The sequence below is a fragment of the Bryobacter aggregatus MPL3 genome (assembly GCF_000702445.1).
In the GTDB taxonomy this organism is placed as follows: Bacteria; Acidobacteriota; Terriglobia; order Bryobacterales; family Bryobacteraceae; genus Bryobacter; species Bryobacter aggregatus.
Genome location: NZ_JNIF01000004.1, coordinates 535,302 through 553,363 on the forward strand (window position 1 = coordinate 535,302; position 18,062 = coordinate 553,363).

Annotated in this window: 19 protein-coding genes; 8 read left to right on the forward strand and 11 right to left on the reverse strand. The window is 59.7% G+C overall.

From position 1 onward, the window contains the following. Nucleotides 1-4: 4 nt before the first annotated feature. Nucleotides 5-1,150, forward strand: coding sequence for a Gfo/Idh/MocA family protein (locus M017_RS0122000; protein ID WP_031500349.1), 1,146 nt, complete (start codon nucleotides 5-7; stop codon nucleotides 1,148-1,150). Here the strand turns inward: M017_RS0122000 and M017_RS0122005 are convergent. Next, entirely contained in the window at nucleotides 1,137-3,155 is a 2,019-nt protein-coding gene (locus M017_RS0122005; protein ID WP_035958921.1) for a S9 family peptidase, read from the reverse strand. The genes M017_RS0122000 and M017_RS0122005 overlap by 14 nt on opposite strands. Between M017_RS0122005 and M017_RS0122010 the strand changes: the two genes are divergently transcribed. From M017_RS0122010 to aspS, 3 genes are read left to right on the forward strand one after another with little or no spacing between them, the layout of a single operon-like run. Further along, on the forward strand, nucleotides 3,147-3,692 hold the full coding sequence (locus M017_RS0122010) for a gamma carbonic anhydrase family protein (protein WP_238326005.1): 546 nt from the start codon (nucleotides 3,147-3,149) through the stop codon (nucleotides 3,690-3,692). The two genes, M017_RS0122005 and M017_RS0122010, sit on opposite strands and share 9 nt — an antisense overlap. Next, entirely contained in the window at nucleotides 3,689-4,948 is a 1,260-nt protein-coding gene (hisS, locus tag M017_RS0122015; RefSeq protein ID WP_031500352.1) for a histidine--tRNA ligase, read from the forward strand. The genes M017_RS0122010 and hisS overlap by 4 nt, the downstream gene beginning before the upstream one ends. Further along, nucleotides 4,933-6,723, forward strand: a complete 1,791-nt coding sequence (aspS, locus tag M017_RS0122020) for an aspartate--tRNA ligase (protein ID WP_031500353.1) — start codon at nucleotides 4,933-4,935, stop codon at nucleotides 6,721-6,723. The genes hisS and aspS overlap by 16 nt, the downstream gene beginning before the upstream one ends. 80 nt (nucleotides 6,724-6,803) lie before the next feature. Here aspS and M017_RS0122025 read toward each other — a convergent pair whose 3' ends face one another. From M017_RS0122025 to M017_RS29495, 6 genes are read right to left on the reverse strand one after another with little or no spacing between them, the layout of a single operon-like run. Then, the gene (locus M017_RS0122025; RefSeq protein WP_031500354.1) at nucleotides 6,804-7,238 is read right to left on the reverse strand and encodes a hypothetical protein; all 435 of its coding nucleotides are present in this window, start codon (nucleotides 7,236-7,238) and stop codon (nucleotides 6,804-6,806) included. 6 nt (nucleotides 7,239-7,244) lie between these two features. Next, a complete protein-coding gene (locus M017_RS27010) occupies nucleotides 7,245-7,904 on the reverse strand; it encodes a molybdopterin-dependent oxidoreductase (RefSeq protein ID WP_051670715.1) in 660 nt (219 codons plus the stop codon). Continuing rightward, the gene (locus tag M017_RS0122035) at nucleotides 7,897-8,499 is read right to left on the reverse strand and encodes a cytochrome b/b6 domain-containing protein (protein ID WP_031500356.1); all 603 of its coding nucleotides are present in this window, start codon (nucleotides 8,497-8,499) and stop codon (nucleotides 7,897-7,899) included. Before M017_RS0122035 ends, M017_RS27010 begins: the two co-directional genes overlap by 8 nt. After that, nucleotides 8,496-10,415 carry an FAD-dependent oxidoreductase gene (locus M017_RS0122040; protein WP_031500357.1) on the reverse strand — a complete coding sequence of 640 codons (1,920 nt, stop codon included), beginning with the start codon at nucleotides 10,413-10,415 and terminating at the stop codon, nucleotides 8,496-8,498. The genes M017_RS0122035 and M017_RS0122040 overlap by 4 nt, the downstream gene beginning before the upstream one ends. Before the next feature lie 24 nt (nucleotides 10,416-10,439). Continuing rightward, a complete protein-coding gene (locus M017_RS0122045) occupies nucleotides 10,440-10,847 on the reverse strand; it encodes a hypothetical protein (RefSeq protein ID WP_238326006.1) in 408 nt (135 codons plus the stop codon). Nucleotides 10,848-10,870: 23 nt separating this feature from the next. Beyond that, on the reverse strand, nucleotides 10,871-11,044 hold the full coding sequence (locus tag M017_RS29495; RefSeq protein WP_155121564.1) for a hypothetical protein: 174 nt from the start codon (nucleotides 11,042-11,044) through the stop codon (nucleotides 10,871-10,873). Nucleotides 11,045-11,423: 379 nt separating this feature from the next. Between M017_RS29495 and M017_RS0122055 the strand changes: the two genes are divergently transcribed. From M017_RS0122055 to M017_RS28150, 4 genes are all read left to right on the forward strand, one after another. Further along, a complete protein-coding gene (locus tag M017_RS0122055) occupies nucleotides 11,424-11,807 on the forward strand; it encodes a hypothetical protein (RefSeq protein ID WP_031500360.1) in 384 nt (127 codons plus the stop codon). A gap of 79 nt (nucleotides 11,808-11,886) precedes the next feature. Next, nucleotides 11,887-13,413: a multicopper oxidase family protein gene (locus tag M017_RS27015; protein WP_080508085.1), complete on the forward strand. Its 1,527-nt coding sequence runs from the start codon at nucleotides 11,887-11,889 to the stop codon at nucleotides 13,411-13,413. A gap of 2 nt (nucleotides 13,414-13,415) precedes the next feature. Then, the gene (locus M017_RS0122065) at nucleotides 13,416-14,807 is read left to right on the forward strand and encodes a TolC family protein (protein ID WP_080508086.1); all 1,392 of its coding nucleotides are present in this window, start codon (nucleotides 13,416-13,418) and stop codon (nucleotides 14,805-14,807) included. Between the two features lie 5 nt (nucleotides 14,808-14,812). Then, a complete protein-coding gene (locus M017_RS28150; RefSeq protein ID WP_155121565.1) occupies nucleotides 14,813-15,169 on the forward strand; it encodes a hypothetical protein in 357 nt (118 codons plus the stop codon). A 6-nt stretch (nucleotides 15,170-15,175) separates the two neighbouring features. Here M017_RS28150 and M017_RS0122075 read toward each other — a convergent pair whose 3' ends face one another. From M017_RS0122075 to M017_RS0122090, 4 genes are read right to left on the reverse strand one after another with little or no spacing between them, the layout of a single operon-like run. Next, entirely contained in the window at nucleotides 15,176-15,559 is a 384-nt protein-coding gene (locus M017_RS0122075) for a type II toxin-antitoxin system VapC family toxin (protein WP_031500364.1), read from the reverse strand. Further along, complete coding sequence (locus M017_RS0122080) at nucleotides 15,556-15,801, reverse strand: hypothetical protein (protein ID WP_031500365.1); 246 nt, start codon at nucleotides 15,799-15,801, stop codon at nucleotides 15,556-15,558. Before M017_RS0122080 ends, M017_RS0122075 begins: the two co-directional genes overlap by 4 nt. An 18-nt stretch (nucleotides 15,802-15,819) precedes the next feature. Further along, a complete protein-coding gene (gene pdxA, locus M017_RS0122085) occupies nucleotides 15,820-16,815 on the reverse strand; it encodes a 4-hydroxythreonine-4-phosphate dehydrogenase PdxA (protein WP_031500366.1) in 996 nt (331 codons plus the stop codon). Continuing rightward, nucleotides 16,806-17,804, reverse strand: a complete 999-nt coding sequence (locus M017_RS0122090) for a four-carbon acid sugar kinase family protein (RefSeq protein ID WP_031500367.1) — start codon at nucleotides 17,802-17,804, stop codon at nucleotides 16,806-16,808. Before M017_RS0122090 ends, pdxA begins: the two co-directional genes overlap by 10 nt. Between the last annotated feature and the right edge of the window lie 258 nt (nucleotides 17,805-18,062).

Below are 18,062 nucleotides of genomic sequence, written 5' to 3' on the forward strand. Positions count from 1 at the left end.
CACCATGGCAAAGAAAAAACTGAATATCGGAATGGTCGGCTACGGCTTCATGGGCCGGGCTCACTCAAACGCTTTCCGCAAGGCCGGAAACTTCTTCCCCCTCGACTACGACATTGTTCTCAAGGCCGCCTGCGCGCGCAGCGCGGAGAAAGCCCAGAGCTTCGCTGGCAACTGGGGCTACGAGTCGATCGAGACCGACTGGCGTAAGCTGATCGAGCGCAAGGACATCGATGTTATCGACATCGCCAGCCCCAACGACACGCACCGCGAGATCGCGCTCGCTGCCGCCGCCGCAGGCAAGATGATCCTGTGCGAGAAGCCGCTTGGCCGCAATTCCAAAGAGAGCGAAGAGATGACGCTCGCTGTGGAGAAGGCCGGTGTCGCGAACATGGTCTGGTACAACTACCGCCGCGTTCCCGCCGTCACCATGGCAAAGCAGCTGATCGAGGAAGGCCGCCTCGGCCGCATCTTCCATTACCGCGCCAAGTTCCTGCAGGACTGGACGATCAATGCCGATCTGCCGCAGGGCGGGGCAGCGCTCTGGCGTCTCGACAAGGACGTGGCTGGCAGTGGTGTGACGGGCGACCTGCTCGCGCACTGCATCGACACGGCAATGTGGCTCAATGGTCCGATCACCGAAGTCTCCGCCATGACCGAGACCTTCGTCAAAGAGCGCATGCACAACCTGACGGGCAAGGTGGAAAGCGTCGGCATTGACGATGCCAGCCTCTTCCTGGCGCGCTTCGCCAATGGCTCCCTCGCCACCTTTGAAGCCACCCGCTACGCGCGCGGCCACAAGGCGCTCTATACGCTCGAGATGAATGGCGAGAATGCCTCGCTGTTCTGGGATCTCCACGATCTGCACCGCCTGCAGTACTTCGATCACGGCGACGAAGGCAAGCTGCGCGGGTGGAAGAGCATCCACATCAGTGATGGCGACCAACCCTATATGAAGAACTGGTGGGTGCCCGGTTTGCAAATTGGCTACGAGCACAGCTTCGTGCACCAGGCGGCTGACTTTGTGATGGGCCTCGGCGCCGGCAATGTCCCAGGGCCCAGCTTCCGTGACGCCCTGCAAACGGATTACGTCACGGAAGCAGTTCTTGCGAGCGCGGCCGAGAAAGCTTGGAAGCCCGTTAAGGCTTCGTAGGCGTAAACTCAGTCACCCAATCGATAAAGCTCTTGTACCAGAGCAGACTGTTCTGCGGCTTCAGAATCCAGTGCCCCTCGTCGGGGAAGAGAATCATCTTCGAGGGCACCTTCTGAAGCTGCAGGGCAGTAAAGAGCTGCAAGCCCTGGCCGACAGGTACGCGATAGTCGATCTCGCCGTGCAACACCAGCGTTGGCGTCTTGAAGTCGCGGGCAAAGTAGCTCGGGCTCCACTTCGCGTAGGTCTCGGGATTGTCCCAAGGCATGCCCTTGAATTCCCAATTCACAAACCACAACTCTTCGGTCTCACCTGCCATCGACCGCAGGTCATAGACTCCGGCATGGCTCACAAAAGCCTTGAAGCGATTCGTGTGGCCGAGCATCCAGTTCACCATGTAGCCGCCGTAGCTGCCGCCTGCTGCGGCAAAGCGTTCCTTATCGGCCCAGGCTTCTGATTCCACCTTATCGACGACGGCCATCAAGTCGTCATAGACCTTGCCGCCCCAGTCATCGCTGATCTCATCGGTGAACTTCTGGCCATAGCCTGTCGAGCCGCGCGGGTTGGGCATGACGACAACGAAACCGGCGTTGGCAAACACCTGCGGATTCCAGCGATAGCTCCAGGCCTGTCCCCAGGCTCCTTGTGGGCCGCCATGGATCAGAAACAGCACCGGATACTTCTTCTTCGGATCAAAGCCGGCCGGCTTCAAGAGGAAGCTGTGGACCTTCGCCTTCTCCGCGCCATCCACCACAAACTCCTCAAATACTGGAATCGTGTAATCGGCAAGATAGGCATCGTTCAACTTCGTCAGTGCAACCGGTGTCGAGCGGGAAGCAGTCTTATAGATCTCCATCGGCTTTGAGCCCGAGTGCTCCGTATAGATCATCGTCTTGCCGTCGGGGGTGAACTGCACGTCGTCAATGTGCGAGGCTCCGGAAACAACGGTCTGCGAAGCGCCTCCAGTGACGGAGGTGAGTTGCAGCGTCACCCGGCCACGGTCTTCGATCGTATAGAAGAGGCGCTTCGAATCGGAGGCCCAGGTGAGTGACTGCACCGGGCGGTCCAGGCTTTCGGTCAGGATCGTCGCCACTCCGGTGGCCCGCTCCATCACCACCATCTGCCACTTGTCGCTCTCAAAGCCAGCGCGGGATTGCGCCCGGTAGGCGAGATACTTGCCATCGGGCGAGTACGCGGGAGAGTTGTCGGCGGCCGGGTTCAGTGTGATCTTCTTGACCTCACCGCCCGCCATCGGGACCGCGAACAGATCGCTGTTGGTGGAGGTGGCCAGATTGTCGTCCTGATTCATCACAAAGCAAAGCTCCGCGCCGTCCGGGGAGATCGCGTAATCATCCGGGCCGCCGAGCGAGAAGGGCGGCACATCGCGATTGCCAGGCGTCAGATCCTTCGCGACGCCACCAGCGATCGGCGCGACAAAGAGATGGTTGCGGCGTCTGCCCTGGTATTCGGTCCAATGCCGGTAGAGAAGGCTGGTATAGATCTTCGCCTTTACCTTTGACTCCGCTTCTTCCGTCATCTTCTTCTTGTTGCAGGCATCGTCGGCGCAGTCCGGATAGACGCTCGATTGGAAGACAATATTCTTGCCGTCGGGGCTGATCAGCAGGCCCGAGGCCTCGGTGGTGAGGGTGGTCACTTGCTTGGCTTCGCTGCCGTCGGGATTCATGATCCAGATCTGTGAGGAACCGCCGCGATTGGAGACCCAGGCAATATGCTTCGAATCGGGAGTCCACTTGGCGCGCTCGTTGACGCTGCCTTCTGTGGTGAGTTGCTTCGGTTCGCCGCCCTCGAGCGGCACGACATAGATGTGCCGGGTGGAGTTGTTCTTCTCGATGTCGTAGTTGCGGACGGTAAAGGCCACGAGCTTGCCGTCGGGCGAGAGAGCGGGTTCACCGATGCGGCTGATCTTCCAGATCGCTTCGGCGTCGAGCATCTTCTTCTGCGCGGACAAAGTCGCGACGAGGACAAACAGTAGGGAAAGATGTCGCATGCTAATCTGAAGCATTACACAATGATACGGGCTTATCGCGGCATTGTGCCGAAGATTGCCTCGTCCTGCTACATCGACCCCAGCGCACAAGTGATCGGAGACGTCGTGATCGGCGAACGCTCAAGCGTGTGGCCACTGGTTACGATTCGGGGCGACGTGCATCATATCCGCATTGGCGAAGAAACGAATGTCCAGGACAATAGTGTCCTGCACGTCGACGGTCCCCTCTATCCTTTGCACATTGGCAACCGGGTGACGGTGGGCCACCAGGTGTGTCTCCATGGCTGTACGGTGGAGGATGACGCGTTGATCGGAATCGGCGCGATTGTGCTGAACGGCGCACGCATCGGCAAGGGCTCGATCGTCGCTGCCGGGTCTCTGGTGCCGGAAGGCAAAGAGATTCCCGACGGCATGATGGCGATGGGTGTCCCGGCCAAGGTTGTCCGCGCGGTCACTCCAGAAGAGGCCGAACGCTTCCGCGCCAACTGCCAGCACTATGTCGCAGGCCGCGCTATCTATCGCGAGGAACCCTCATGAGCATCAAAGCGGTAAAAGGCACGCGCGATCTGCTGCCCCCCGCCATCAGCGTCTGGAACCATGTCGAGGCCGTTTCCCGCCGCCTCTTCCAGAGCTACAACTACCAGGAAATCCGCACCCCGATCTTTGAAGAGACCGCTCTCTTTGCCCGTGGTGTCGGTGCTGAAACGGACATTGTCACGAAGGAAATGTATACCTTCGAAGACCGTGATGGCTCGAGCCTGACCCTGCGTCCTGAGAATACGGCCAGCGTGATCCGCGCCTATATCGAGCATCGCCTCGATCAGATTCCGGGCTTGCAGAAGCTGTTCTATATCGGACCAATGTTCCGCCGCGAGCGTCCGCAGAAGGGCCGCTACCGGCAGTTCTCGCAGATTGGCGCAGAGGTGATCGGTAGCGATTCGCCCGTGGTCGATGCGGAAGTGATTGAGATGGTCTGCGCCTTGCTCGACGCCTGTGGCGTCAGCGGCTATAAGCTCATGATCAATAGCGTCGGCACCAAGGAGTCGCGGCCTGCTTTCGTCAATGCGATCCGCGAGCAACTGCTGCCGGTGGTGGACAAGCTGAGCGCCGATTCGCAGCGCCGTCTCGAGACCAACCCCTTGCGCATCCTCGATTCGAAGGCGCCCGAAGATCAGCCTTACATTGAAGCGCTGCCTTCGATCCATGAGTATCTCGATGAGGATTCGCGGGTTCACTTTGCGCGGCTTCGCGAGTACCTCGAAGACCGCAGCATCGCTTATACAGTGACGCCGCGCATGGTGCGCGGGCTCGACTACTATATGCGCACCACCTTTGAGATCATCCATGAAGGGGCGCTTGGTTCGCAGAACTCGGTACTCGGCGGCGGCCGCTACGACGGCTTGGCCGAGAGTCTCGGTGGACGCGTTCCTGCTCCGGGCATTGGCTTCTCCATCGGAGAAGACCGCCTGGTGATGACGGTGGATGAGGCGCAGCCGGGCCAGTTTGGCCATACCCTCGACTGCTTCATTGCGCCGCTCGATGAGTCGAGTTTCCGGCATGTCAGCCTGATCGCGCGCGAACTGCGCCGCGACGGCATTGTGGTGGAGCTTGCCGCGGCGGGCAAGGTGAAGCGGGCGATGGAGCTTGCCAACAAGTTGAGCGCTCGATTTGCGCTTTTGGTCGGTGAGCAGGAAGTGGCCAACGGCCAGTACAGCTTGAAGAATATGAAGACCGGAGAACAGATCTCCGTGCCACGGGAAGACTTGAAGAAACATATATGTCAGACGGTTTGAAGCTCGACTTTTTAGGGGACCTGAAGCGGACGCATGACTGCGGGTCCTTGCGCCTCAGCGACGAAGGCCAGCGCGTATTGATCATGGGTTGGGTGCATCGCCGCCGCGACCTGGGTGGACTGATCTTCCTGCATGTGCGCGATCGCGCCGGTGTGACGCAGGCCGTCTTCCGCCTGGAGGCCGACTCGGCCGTCCATGCTCGCGCCGAAGAGATTCGCCCGGAGTATGTGGTCGGCATTGAAGGCATCGTCGAGAAGCGCAGCGCCGACACGATCAATCCGGCCATCCCCACGGGTGAGGTGGAGATCGTCGTCGACAAGCTGTGGATCTTCAACGAATCGAAGCCCGCGCCCTTCCCGATGGAAGACGATGTGAACGTCAGCGAAGAAGCACGGCTGAAGTATCGCTTTGTCGACCTGCGCCGCCCGCGCATGCAGCACAACGTGATCCTGCGCTCGCAGATCGCGCTGGCCGCCCGCCAGGCCATGTACGCCAATGGCTTCCTCGAGATCGAGACGCCGTTCATGACGAAGTCGACGCCTGAAGGCTCGCGCGACTTCCTGGTTCCTTCGCGCATGAGCCTCGGCAGCTTCTATGCGCTGCCGCAGAGCCCGCAGATCTTCAAGCAGTTGCTGATGGTCTCCGGCTTTGACAAGTACTTCCAAATCGTCCGTTGCTTCCGCGATGAGGACTTGCGTGCCGACCGCCAGCCGGAGTTCACGCAGATCGATATCGAGATGAGCTTCCCGCAGCAGGAGACGATCTTTGCGACCGTCGAGTCGCTGGTGATCGCGATCTTTGCTGCCGCCGGTGTGACGATTGAGGCTCCCTTCATTCGCATGACGCATCAGCAGGCGATTGAGAGTTACGGCATCGATAAGCCGGACATGCGCATTCCGCCGCTGGTGCAGGTGGGCGATCTGTTTGAAGGCCAGGGCCTGGGCGCCGAGGGCATGCCGATGGTGGCGATCACGATCCCCAAGACCGGCGCGCTGTCGCGGAAGGAACGCGATGAGGTGAAGGCCTTTGGTGTCGAGAAGGGCCTGCGCGTGCTGGACGATCTGAAGCGTCTGGACCGCGACATGCCGGAAGCGATGGCGAAGGTTCGCGAGCGCACTGGCGCGACCGAAGACGACACGCTCATGATTGCGGCCTGGCCGGGCGAGCCCAAGGGCCAGCGTCCGACGGAGACCTTCTATCTGGCTGCCGGCCAGTTGCGTCTCCATATCGCGAACAAGTTCAACGACCGTCACAAGCTGCTCGATCCGAAGGATCTGCGCCTGTTGTGGGTGACCGACTTCCCGATGTTCGAGTGGAACGAAGAGGAAGAGCGCTGGGTGGCCACGCACCATCCCTTCACTTCGCCCTTTGACGAAGATCTGCCGATCCTCGAGAGCGACCCGGCGAAGGTTCGCTCGAAGGCCTACGACCTTGTCATCAGCGGTGTCGAGATTGCATCGGGTTCGATCCGAATCCATCGTCGCGACCTGCAGAGCAAGATCTTTGCTGCGCTCGGTTTCTCGATGGAAGAAGCGAAGCTGCGCTTCGGCTTCCTGATGGATGCGCTCGAGTACGGCGCGCCGCCACACGGCGGCATCGCGCTCGGTTTCGATCGCCTGGTGATGATGCTGGCCGGCGAAACCAGTATTCGCGACGTGATCCCGTTCCCCAAGACCTCGAAGGGAACCGATCTGATGTGCGAAGCACCGAGTCCTGTACCGGACAAGAACCTACGCGAGTTGGGCATCCAGTTGCGCGTGAAGCCCAAAGAGTAAGTACAACGCGGTATCGAATGAAAGAGCGCATCGGGTTCCGGTGCGCTCTTTCTATTGGGCCTTCTGGAACGATGTAGCGACTACGCTTCCGCTGCCGTTGAGTGTGAACCGAACCCGCTTCGGTCTGCATTGAGCCGCTTGATCCCATGGCCGGCGATCAAAATCTTCCCACTCGGCAACTCCGCGAAATTGAGAATATGTCCTTTCCCTTGTTCGAAGGCGAGGTACTGGACTCGTTCCCTTTCGGCCTTGATTTTTTGCGCTTTCCAATCCCTAATTCTGAACGGAGCTGAGGACAGGATGATTGTCGCAGCAAAGAGGAGAAGACAGAAGGCTCTTCCATTTTTCCGTACTACTACCGTAATGAGGCCACCAATCAGGAAAATAGCGACCGCGCCGTAGAGTTGTAATGCGGTGTCACTCAGCAGGTGCTTGTCAGAGGAGAAGGCTTCTCTGAGGCTGCCGACGAAGAGCAGGCAGGAGAGGACGATGGCGACAGCTCGTTGTCGATCCATTTATGGCTAGAGTGCAGAATACCAGTCGTAGCCGCGCTCGGCCCAGTAGTCCGCGGGGCGTTGCGTGAGGAAGGCAATCGTGCCGATGCGCTTGATGTTCTTGATTCCGTATTTGACCGGGATCACTAAGCGCAAAGGCGCTCCGTGTTCCGGTGTGAGGGGCTGGCCGTTCATCTCCCAGACCAGCAGAGTTTGCGGGTGGAGCGCGCTTTCGAGATCGAGCCCGACATAGTAAGTCTTGTCGGGTGTGGCGAGGCTTAGGTAGTCGGGCGCATTGGTTGGGATGATGTGGCTGAGTGAGGTGCCTCCCCAATTCACAATCTCACTCCAGCCTTCAATGCACATCAACTCGGTGGTCATCTCGACCTTGGGGAAAGCTTTGATCTCGTCGAGCGTCATCGTCCGGTTCGGTTGGCCGGGTGTTTCCAGTTGCAGCCGCCAAGTGGTGGGATCGATCTCTTCGTCGAGCCCGATCATTCCGTTTTCTTTGGGTTCCGCCGCTCGTTCGCGCGGGAAGACCGGCGCAAGCTGCCGGGCTCCGAAGAGCTTGCGGGTGATGGCTTCGTTGAAGTGGTGCGGCGAGACCTTGAGCAGTTGGTTGAAACCGGCGAGGGCGGCGGCGCTGAGGATGCCGAATTTGAGGAAGGCTCTTTTGTCGCTATTCATTGCCGGTCACCATGGCTTTGAAATTGGGCCAGCCCGCGCGGATGACTTGCGCGACGTGGACGAAGAAGAACAGCACATAGCCTGCGGTCAGCAGGAAGTGGAGGAAGCGGACAGCGGAATAGCCGCCCAGCGCTTGGGTCAGGACGTGCAATTGGATGGGGCGATAGATCACCAGGCCCGTGATAAGGGAACCGATGCCCATCAGTAGGATGCCGGTGTAGGCGATCTGTTGCGCGGCGTTGTACTTGGCGGGCGGGAGCGGCTCCTTGCGAATGTGCAGGTCGTAGAGGATCACCTGGTAAGCCTGCCCAAGTGCCCCGCGCCCGGGGACTAAGTGGCGCCATTCACCGCTCCAGAGCGTGTAGATGACGTAGGCGATTCCGTTAAGCGCGAAGAACCACATGAACAGAAAGTGGTAGCTCATGCCGTCAGCGAGCCGGTAACTCAGATTTGCCTTCTCATAGAACCAGTCCGGGAAGGCGATGTAGACATCGTTGGCCCAATAGATGAGCAACCCGCTCCAGATCATGATGGCCAGGAGCGGAAAGTTCAGCCAGTGGAACCAACGGATCGCAAGTGGGTGCTTGGCTTTCATTGCGGGTAGAGAAGTTGGGCGAAGGCCGCGCGGGTGAGCGGTTGCAACCCCGTCACCTTTAGATTACGGATATCGGAGGACAGCGTGGGCAAGTCGCCGTGGAACCAGTTGCGGTGGTCGACCGCCATCCACCCGCTGTCGACGGCGAAACGGGCGGCGGCTTCTTTCGGAAGTTGCAACTGGGCCAGGTGCGCGGCGAGCGCTTGTGCGACCTCAAAGCGGGTGATCGGCGCTTCGGGACTGGCGTGCAGATCGATGGGGCTCAGCGGGTATGCGCCGTGGATGGCGGCGAGTTGGATGGAGGCGAAGGCCGGGTGCGTGGTGCGCAGATCGTCGAACCAGACAATCGGGACGCCGCGTTTGACGAGGGCCTGTTGGAGCTGTGCTTCCTGATTGCGGAGGCGGAGACTGGCGAGGGTGGCCGCTGCTTCGCCGACATTCCATTCGATGGGGTGCAGGCGGAAGGCGCCGTTGGTGATGTGGGTGACGCCGAGAGTTTTGCCGGCGGCGAAGAGGTTGTCCACTCCTTCGGGCAGCAGCAGTTCCACCGGAACCTGGAAGGGTTTGGGCATCATCATCCGGCCACGCTCATTCGAGCCGCAGGGGTGGATGTCGACCATATAGAAGCCGGTGCCGATGGAGCTGGGGTATTGGCGGGCGCGGGAATTCGGTTGGTAGTCTGAGACGACGTCCTGCTCCCGGACGGTGAGGCTAGTTTTGAGGCGGCGGGATTCCCGGATGTAAGGATATTGGGCGAGGCCGTCGGTGGAGCCCATGGCGTCTTTCACGATCTGGAGTTCGGGGTGGGCGAGGTCGGCTTGCAGCCAGTACAGAAAGGAGAAGGCGACTCGCTTGGCGGCCTGGATGATGCGGACGGTGTCGAGCGCGTTGCGGTCGAGAATCGATTCGTCGTGGTAGTCCTGACGCGGCCAGTTCATGAGCGCGCGCTCGGGTTGACCTTCAATGTGGAGGACGCGACGCCAGGAGTAAAGGGGCTTCGGCGACATGTTGTTCGGGATAGGAGCTTCTTCCCCGAAGACGTGATAGGTGAAGCTGCCGCGCCAGCCGAGGTCGGTGGGATAGTTCATCGTCAGGCTGAAGGGTTGGTGGTCGCGAATCTTCTCGTAGGCTTCGGGTTTACTGGTGAGCGGGCCGGGGGCGAGCTGGCGCTCGAGGATGAAGGGATAGGTGAAGCTCTGGACGCAAGCCGGATTGGCTTCGTTTGGTGCGTGCGGCTCGCCGGTCTCGGCGCGGGATTCGGAGCCGAGGGTATAGGGGACTTTGGCGAGCGGGAGCAGGTCGCCCATTTCGGTTGCGTCGAGGTAGGCCTTGGCCCGGATGCGGGTGAGCTGGCGGGTTTCGTAGTTGTAGGCGAGCGCCGAGACGATCTGGCGCCCCTTACGCTCGAGCTCGACAATGTCGGTGCGTGGCATCCAGGTGATGCGGGACTTGCGCGGGGCGAGCATTTCTTCGAGAACGGCGACGCCGACTTTGGGTTCGAAGCAGAGGCTGGAGACGTAGCAGTCGCCTGGGTTCGTTTTGCCGTTGTACTTGGCGCGGATGCGGTCGCGCATTTCGCGGTAAGTGCGGGAGGCGCCGGAGATCTCAATGAACTTGTTTTCATCAAGAGCAGAGACGCCTCCGGAGGTCATCTGGCCGCCGAGCCAATGTGTGGGGTCGGTGAGGCAGACGGTGTGGCCCTGGTCGGTGGCGGCGATGGCTGCGGCGACGCCGCCCATGCCCGCTCCGGCAACGAGCATGTCGCAGGATTGTTCGCGAGCCGGGGCGCTGAGATTGACCTTGTGGATCCATTGGGCTGGCGCGCCGTCGGTGCGGACGCTGACGATGTCGGCGATTTCGATGCTTTGCGCGAGGACGGCGAGGGGGAGGACGAGTATGGGAAGGAGGCGGCGCATGGAAGAACCCCCTCCATCTTATGCTTATGCGGCTGGCGCGAGTTCGTGTTCGAAGTCGGAGGAATTGGCTTCGTTCTGCTCGCCGGATCGTACCTTGCGGAGAGCGCGGCGCAGTCCCGACAGGTATTTCTTCTGGCGGTCGACTTCGAGTTGGAAGCGCTGGATCGAGTCTGTGATGATGGCGATCCGAGGGGAATTGGGTTCGTTCTGGAGCAGTTGCCGCCGGGAGTCGTAGAGGTTGCTGCGTACTTTCTCATAGCGTTTGCGGAGCCAACTCGAGATGATCATCTGCTCAAAAATATCGAATTCCGAAGGATCCTGGGGATCGTACTCTTCCCGCAGTTCGGCAACAAGGGCAAGGAAGGCGTCACGATTCTCTGTGGGATAGAGAATATATTCCGGAAGCGGATTCAGGGTCATAGTGGTGTTCATTTCTGGAAATTGGGTTTGTTTGGCTAGGAGATGGATGGGTTGTTGAGCTGCCATTGCCGGGAGCTGAGTGCTGTCGAATAGGCGAGCGCCGAGCGGCGCAGACGCTTCAACCGATTCTGGACGCGATTGATACGGGTCTGATATGCCAGCCGATCCTCAGGCGCAAGAGCGTTCAGCTTTTGGGGCGCAATGGCCATGGCGAGATTGATGAAATGCTCTAACTGTCTTTCTTGGTATAAAGATTCGGAAAGTTTTTCAGCAAGTGCTTTCGCTAGAGGGTTCGAAGGGTGGAACTGAGAGTTCACCTCCTTCTGGATTGCCAGGAGTTGAGGATCAGGGGGCATGGCAGAACTTCCTTTGACAACAAGATGAGGTGGCGAGCGATCAAGCTCACCTGCCACCCGCTCTAGAGTATGCATAGGGAATTCTGTGGATTGATTTTGTATGTGGTGATTACGTTGAGAATAAAGAAGAAATATTGTTGAAAATGTTGTGACTGGCTTGTTGCCAGATCTGCAGCTTTGCTTTTTCAGGTCTTAGGCGCCAGAGATTGGAAATGCGTTAGGATCAGAACAGGTGCTCCGGTTCTTTCCCACGCTCGCGCTACTTCTCATCACTACGGTGCTGAGCGGAACGCAGTGCCTGAAACTCTGTTCGCTCTTGCCGGTGGCCGCACCCGTGCAGAAGGCTGCTCCGAGTGGGCATGAGATGCCTTGCCACCAGAAGAAAACGCCGGAGCCGTCCCAGATGCCGGATGAATCGGCTTGCTCCCATCGCGAACTGGTGGCAGAAAGTCAGCCTGGAGCTCTGAGCCTGGATGGTTTTCCGGGTGCTCTGTTTTTGCCGCTGCATCAGGTGGCGGAGCTTGCATTAGCTTCCGCCGGTTTGCTGATTCCGGCAAGTTCCGGCGACTCGCCTCCTGGCACCCCTTCCCGTTTCCTTTCCGTCCTGCGAATCTAATCTCACCTTCTCCAGACCAGTAGACCCATGGCCTCGCGCGGCTTGCCGTGCGCGGAGATCTGTCACGAGGAGTATTGAGATGAATGCACGAAGGACTTTATTTGCCCGCCTTGCTTCGGTTGGCGCGGCCCTTTGGGCGGGGAGCAAGAGCTTAGAGGGCCAGCAGAACCCCCACAAAGGACATGTGATGCCATCGTCGAAGGGGAAGACCGTACCCGCCGACCCTGGTTCCCACGGAATGGCCGGTCATGCGATGCCGATGAAGGCAGCGGGCCAGGCGGCGATGAATCTTCCGGTGGATATGCCGGACTTGAAGACGCTCGAGTACAAGATGGTGGATGGCGTGAAGGAATTCCATCTGATTGCTCAGGTGGTGGAGACCCAATTGATGCCGGGGAGGCCACTGACGGCCTGGGGTTTCAACGGGTGTGTGCCTGGGCCGACGATCGAGGTGAATCAAGGCGACCGGGTGCGAGTGATTGTCGAAAATCAATTGCCGGAGATGACGGCGATGCACTGGCACGGATTTGAAGTGCCGATGGAGATGGACGGGAGCGTTGGATTGGGCCAGGACCCGATTCCGCCTGGTGGGAAGTTTGTCTACGAGTGGGAGCTCCACCAGCACGGCACTTTCTTCTACCATTCGCACTTTCCGATGCAGGAAATGATGGGCATGATTGGCATGTTCATCATGCACCCGAAGCAGCCGTATGAACCACGTGTCGATCGCGACTTTGGTTTGGTGCTGCAGGAGTGGGCGCTGCTTCCCAATAACAATGTGCCGAATACGCTTTCGATGGAGTACAACTGGCTGAGCTTCAATGGCAAGGCGGGGCCGGACTGCCGCCCGATGATCGTCAAGCAGGGCGAACGGGTGCGCATCCGGATGATCAACATCGGAATGGATCACCATCCGATCCACATGCATGGGGCGCAGTTTGTGATGACCGGGACCGAAGGAGGGCGCATTCCAGCGCATCTTTGGTATGACATGAACACGATTCTGGTGGGTGTCGCACAGGCGCGGAACATCGAGTTTGAGGCGAAGTATGTTGGCGACTGGATGCTGCATTGCCACCTGCCGCACCACATGATGAACCAGATGGCTTCGATGGTGGGGCCGATGTCGCATGGCGGCCATGGAATGCACAGTGGGGGCGGGATGCAGGAAGGGATGGGAATGCTGCGGAAGGGAGATGCGCTCTCGGAGGAATTCGGGCCGGTGCTGGGCCGTGGTCTGGGGGTTGCTTCCGATCGGGATCGGGCCACCTCACATCTGGTGGCTGCCGGGGCCGGACAGCATGAAGGGCACTCGATGGCGTCCATGAAGCCGGGAGACCCGATGGAAGCCTATCCGAAGGATGACCCCGAGAAGAAGAAGGTGCCTGGCTATCCGCAGGACATGTGGATGGTGATGGATGACATGATTCCGGAGAAGCCGGAGAACTACGGACTGCGGAAGGGTTGGACCGCCGGAATGATGGGGATGATGACGCTGGTGCGTGTGGTGACGCCGGAAGTCTACGACAAGATCATGGAGTTGAAGAAGAATGCGAAGCCTGCCGCTGCTCCGCACCAGCACCAACATGGTCAGGGAGGGGAATAGTCATGATCCGGAGAATCCTATTTCTATTCTTGATCTGTGTCCCGAGCTATTCGCAGGAACATGTTCATTCTAGTGAAGTTGTAAAAGAAGAAGTCGTTTATAGTTGTCCGATGCATCCTGAGGTCCGTTCGAAGGCGCCGGGCAAATGTCCGAAGTGCGGCATGGTGCTGGTGGCGGCAAAGACCGTTGCTGGGTCGAAGCTGAGCTTGGCGCATCTGGAGGCCATGGCGTTGAGCCGCAACCCGACGTTGGGACAAGCGAAGGCTGCTGTGGAAGCGGCTGGTGGCCGAGCGCAGCAGGCAGGCTTGTGGCCGAATCCGACTTTCGGTGCGAACGGGGAGCATGTCTCGAAGGTGACTGGCGGTGGCGCACTGGGTGGCTTTGTCGAGCAGCGTTTTGTCACGGGTGGGAAGCTTGGCCTGAGCCGCAAGGTGGCGCTGCAGGAACAGGCGATGTCGGTGGAGCAGCAGAATGCCCAGAAACAACGCGTTCTGAATTCTGTGAAGCATCTGTATTATCAGGCGCTTGGCGATCAAATGTTAATTGAAGTGCGAGGGAATCTGGCGCAGTTGGCGACGCGGGCTGTGGCGGTGTCTCGGGAACTGGCCAATGTGGGGCAGGCGGATCGTCCCGACCTGCTGGCCGCCGAGACGGAGGCGGAACGGATTCAATTGGAACTGGTTAATGCGGAGAATGCGCGGGAGCGGACCTGGCGTCAGTTGGCTGCGGTAGTGAACAACCCGGGCTTGCGGCCGACGGCGTTGGAGGGGAGTCTCGATGAGGTGCCGAAGTTGGATGCGGACCAGGCGCTCGAGCAGATCTATCGCGAGAGTCCGGAATTGGCTGCGGCCCAGGTGGGCGTGCAGCGCTCGGAGCTTTCGGTCCGGCGTGCGGAGCGAGAAAAAATTCCGGACATCTTGATTCGAGGCGGTTTACGGAATAACCGTGAGTTCGGTGAAGTGGGTCCGTTGGGGCCGACACAGCGGCGTGGTTTGGAGGGAATTTTTGATGTTGGAGTACAAATTCCCATTTTTGATCGGAACCAGGGTGGGGTGAAAGCAGCGAAGGCTGAGGCGGAGCATGCGCGGCTGGAGGTAGAGCGGACGAGGCTGTCGTTGCAGTCGAGATTGGCGGCAGTCTATAAGGACTACCGGGATTCGGCAACGGCCGTCGAGCGCTACAGGACGCGGATTCTTCCGAAGGCACAGGAGGCTTACGATCTTTATCTGGCGAACTTCCGGCAGATGGCAGCGGCTTATCCGCAGGCGCTGATTGCGCAGCGGAATCTGTTTCAGTTGCAGGAGAGCTATGTGGCGGCGCTGGTGAGTACCTGGCAGCGCGCCGTCGAGATTCAGGGATTGCTGCTAATGAGCAGCGAAGGATCAGGAGAATGAACGCAATGAAGAAGATGATGATTCTGGCGGCGAGTCTCGCCTATGGCCAGCACGGCCATGACAGCCATGGGAAAGAAATGACGATGACCGGCCTGGTGGTGGACACGGGTTGCTATCTGTCCCACGACACGAAGGGGGAGAAGCATGTGGCCTGTGCGACGGCCTGCGCCAAGGCGGGCGTGCCGCTGGCGCTGCTGGATGAAGCGAGCGGGACGCTCTACATTCCGGTGGCCGCCGACCACAAGAATCAGAATGAGAGGCTGATGCCCTTTATCGAGAAGAAGGTGAAGGTGAGCGGGACGTTGGTGGAGAAAGGCGGCGTGAAGGGATTCGTGATCAAGAGCGTGGAGGCGGCGAAGTAAAGTCGCCTACCAGACCGCGCGGTCGTAGTGGGCGCGGATGGTCTCATCGGCAGTAATCAGACGGGAGCCTGGATTGGTGATGGACTGCGCCACGATGATGCGGTCGAAGGGGTCGCTGGTCCAGGTGAACTCGGTTGCGGCTGCGGCTACGGCGGCGAAGGGCCGGGTGCAGAGAGTGACGGCAAAACTGGTGTTGAGGTTCGCGTAGATGGTGGAGGCGGGGAAGCGGATTCGGTTGCGTTTGTGGAGGGAATCGAATTCGAGATAGGCCATGGGTGAGAGGAGGAGAGGGCTTTCCTCGATTGCAGCTATGGCCGCTTGGGTAAGCTTGGTGAGCAGGCCGTCGTGCATCCAAATGGCGACGTGGGTGTCGAGATAGACCGTACTCAAAGCTTCTTGTCCTCAAAAAGCCATTTGGATTCAAGAGCATCCATGAGATTTTTGTCGGAGTGGATCAAAGCGTCGGGGTCGCCGATGATCGCATTCCGTTGGATGGCTCCTGCCAGCTTGGAGCCGCCCGTAATTGCTTCCAGCCGCAGAGTAACACCTTTGTATTCAATCAGAAGTGGCTCACCTTTCACTGCTTTGTCGAGGTTTTGGAAGAGATTCTTCCTGAGTTCGGTGGCGAGCATATCCTGGATGTACTTGATTTAGTGTACGTTGTCAATGTCTTTCTGTACGCTTGCCATGCGGACGGCGAATTCCAGCGCTTTGATGAAGCTGCCGGATTGGGCGATGCCTTGGCCGGCAATGTCGAAGGCGGTTCCGTGGTCGACAGAGGTGCGGATGATCGGCAGGCCGAGCGCGATGTTGACGCCGCCTTCAAAATCGAGGAGCTTCAGCGGCACGTGTCCCTGGTCGTGGTACATGCAGACAATCGCATCGAAGCGCTTGCGGCGGACGGCCAGATAGAAGAGTGTGTCGGGTGGGAAGGGACCTTCGACTGGCATGCCTTGCTGCTTGGCCCAGGCGATGGCGGGTTCGATCTCGTCGATCTCCTCGCGGCCGAAGAGGCCGTGTTCTCCGGCGTGGGGGTTGAGACCGGCGACGGCGATGCGGGGATTGGGAATCAGTTTCGAGACGGCGTCGCTGGTGAGCTGGAGGATGGTCTGGATGCGGGGCCGCTTGGTACGGGCGATCGCCTCGAGCAGAGAGCAGTGTGTGGTGACGTGGGTGACGATCAACTGGTCTGAGGCGAGCATGATGGTGACGTCGTCGACGCCGCAGACGGCGCCGATCAGTTCCGTGTGGCCGACAAAGTGCGGGTCGGTCTTTTGGGTGGCCTCCTTATTCATGGGCAGGGTGACCATAGCGGCGATCTCTCCGGCAAGGGCGGCCTTGGCTGCGGCGATGACGTACTCGCGGGCGGCGTGTCCGGACTTTGCATTGAGCTGGCCGGGAGTAATGTCGCTCCGTTCGAGGAGAGAGGGCGAGATCACGTTGAGTGGACCGGGCGTGTAATCGGCAGGAGTGGTGATGGGGTGGAGCGGGACTTGCTGCTTGTTGTAGAAGGCAAGCGCTGCGAGGTCACCGTAGACCACGATGGGATGTTGGATTTCCTGACTGTGGAAGGCTTGGAGCAGGATTTCAGGGCCTACGCCGCTGGAGTCGCCGAGGGTGACGCCGAAGGGGAGAGTCAGGTGCATCTCTCTCGAATATCGCAAAGAAAATCCGGGTTTCCGAAGCCACCGGCTTTGGTGATCCAATTCAGGCTTCCGGAGCGGGAGAACACCGCGCCCGGGAGAATTTCTCCGAGGGGATGGAAGCGAGGATTTCCGAGCGCGTGGTGGATGGCGTAGGCCGTATCTCCCCCGAAGACGATGAGGGTGTCGAAACGCTCCTGCCGCAGCCGTTCTTTGGCAGCGAGGGCAGTGAGCTTCGCGTGTTCGAGCCCCTTCTGGGAGGTATGGATTTGCAGCAGTTCCCAATTGGGAGCTTTGGGGGCGTTGGCGATCTGGGCGATCGAGGTCTCGTGCAAACTGCCATTGACGATCAGGCAACGGCGGATCTTGGGCCACTCCCGGGGTGGCTGGTGGGTGGGATGGAGTTCGCTGGCCAGCGCTTCGGCCAGCGCGGCGGATCCGGCGGCGATGGTGCCGGGTCCACTGGCGAGAACCATCCGGGCGGCTTCGATCAGATCCTGATCGGTTTCGCCGTCGAGGATGGTTGCCGGGAGGGCGCCGAGGAGCGTGCGAATGTCGCTGGATTGGATGGGATTCAAGGGATCTTTGGCGAAGCTGCTGAGATGGACGGGGACGCCGTCAACCAGCAGTTGGCCATTGCGAACGGTACGGCCCAGGGCCGGGTAGGCGGGCGCGTAGATGAGTGGGGTGCCGGCCAGGGCTTCGAGCTCGGCGGCGATGTTGCCGCGTAAGGTGGAGTCTGTCTTCTTGAAGAAGAGGCGCGGACTGGTGCGACCTTTGAGCGCGGCGCGGACACGGGCCGCGGCGTCAGTGGGAGACAGATGGCGGGATTCGGTGTCGATGACGAGCAGGTCACGGGAGCGCTTGGCGCGCGGGTCGGTAGAGACTTCGGCGGAGATGCCGCGAGCGGCAAACTTTGCGCCGGTTTCGAGTGCACCGGTGAGATCATCTGCAATCGCGAGGATCGAGGCGATCTCGAAACGTCCGCTCACTTGGACCGCGCGTTTCTTCGATGCGGCATGTTGTAGGCAGTTTCTCGCACCATAGGTGTGTCTGCAAGGCTAGCACTGCTGATGAGGCAATCAGAAACTTATGTCGCAGTTATGGATCTTATGCGTCAGTCTACTCGGTGCCGGTACGCTCTTTGCGGATTCCTTGAGCGAGGGACGGGCCTTATTTTACCGGCATGAGTATTCTGCGGCGGCCGAGAAGCTGAAGCTGGCGGTGCAGGCGTCCAGAAGGATTCCTGG

Bases quoted from the DNA above. Each gene is read 5' to 3' on its own strand.
- M017_RS0122000 (WP_031500349.1), top strand. From the start codon at position 5: ATGGCAAAGAAAAAACTGAATATCGGAATGGTCGGCTACGGCTTCATG.
- M017_RS0122010 (WP_238326005.1), top strand. From the start codon at position 3,147: ATGTCGCATGCTAATCTGAAGCATTACACAATGATACGGGCTTATCGC.
- M017_RS0122005 (WP_035958921.1), bottom strand. From the start codon at position 3,155: ATGCGACATCTTTCCCTACTGTTTGTCCTCGTCGCGACTTTGTCCGCG.
- hisS (WP_031500352.1), top strand. From the start codon at position 3,689: ATGAGCATCAAAGCGGTAAAAGGCACGCGCGATCTGCTGCCCCCCGCC.
- aspS (WP_031500353.1), top strand. From the start codon at position 4,933: ATGTCAGACGGTTTGAAGCTCGACTTTTTAGGGGACCTGAAGCGGACG.
- M017_RS0122025 (WP_031500354.1), bottom strand. From the start codon at position 7,238: ATGGATCGACAACGAGCTGTCGCCATCGTCCTCTCCTGCCTGCTCTTC.
- M017_RS27010 (WP_051670715.1), bottom strand. From the start codon at position 7,904: ATGAATAGCGACAAAAGAGCCTTCCTCAAATTCGGCATCCTCAGCGCC.
- M017_RS0122035 (WP_031500356.1), bottom strand. From the start codon at position 8,499: ATGAAAGCCAAGCACCCACTTGCGATCCGTTGGTTCCACTGGCTGAAC.
- M017_RS0122040 (WP_031500357.1), bottom strand. From the start codon at position 10,415: ATGCGCCGCCTCCTTCCCATACTCGTCCTCCCCCTCGCCGTCCTCGCG.
- M017_RS0122045 (WP_238326006.1), bottom strand. From the start codon at position 10,847: ATGAACACCACTATGACCCTGAATCCGCTTCCGGAATATATTCTCTAT.
- M017_RS29495 (WP_155121564.1), bottom strand. From the start codon at position 11,044: ATGGCCATTGCGCCCCAAAAGCTGAACGCTCTTGCGCCTGAGGATCGG.
- M017_RS27015 (WP_080508085.1), top strand. From the start codon at position 11,887: ATGAATGCACGAAGGACTTTATTTGCCCGCCTTGCTTCGGTTGGCGCG.
- M017_RS0122065 (WP_080508086.1), top strand. From the start codon at position 13,416: ATGATCCGGAGAATCCTATTTCTATTCTTGATCTGTGTCCCGAGCTAT.
- M017_RS28150 (WP_155121565.1), top strand. From the start codon at position 14,813: ATGAAGAAGATGATGATTCTGGCGGCGAGTCTCGCCTATGGCCAGCAC.
- M017_RS0122080 (WP_031500365.1), bottom strand. From the start codon at position 15,801: ATGCTCGCCACCGAACTCAGGAAGAATCTCTTCCAAAACCTCGACAAA.
- pdxA (WP_031500366.1), bottom strand. From the start codon at position 16,815: ATGCACCTGACTCTCCCCTTCGGCGTCACCCTCGGCGACTCCAGCGGC.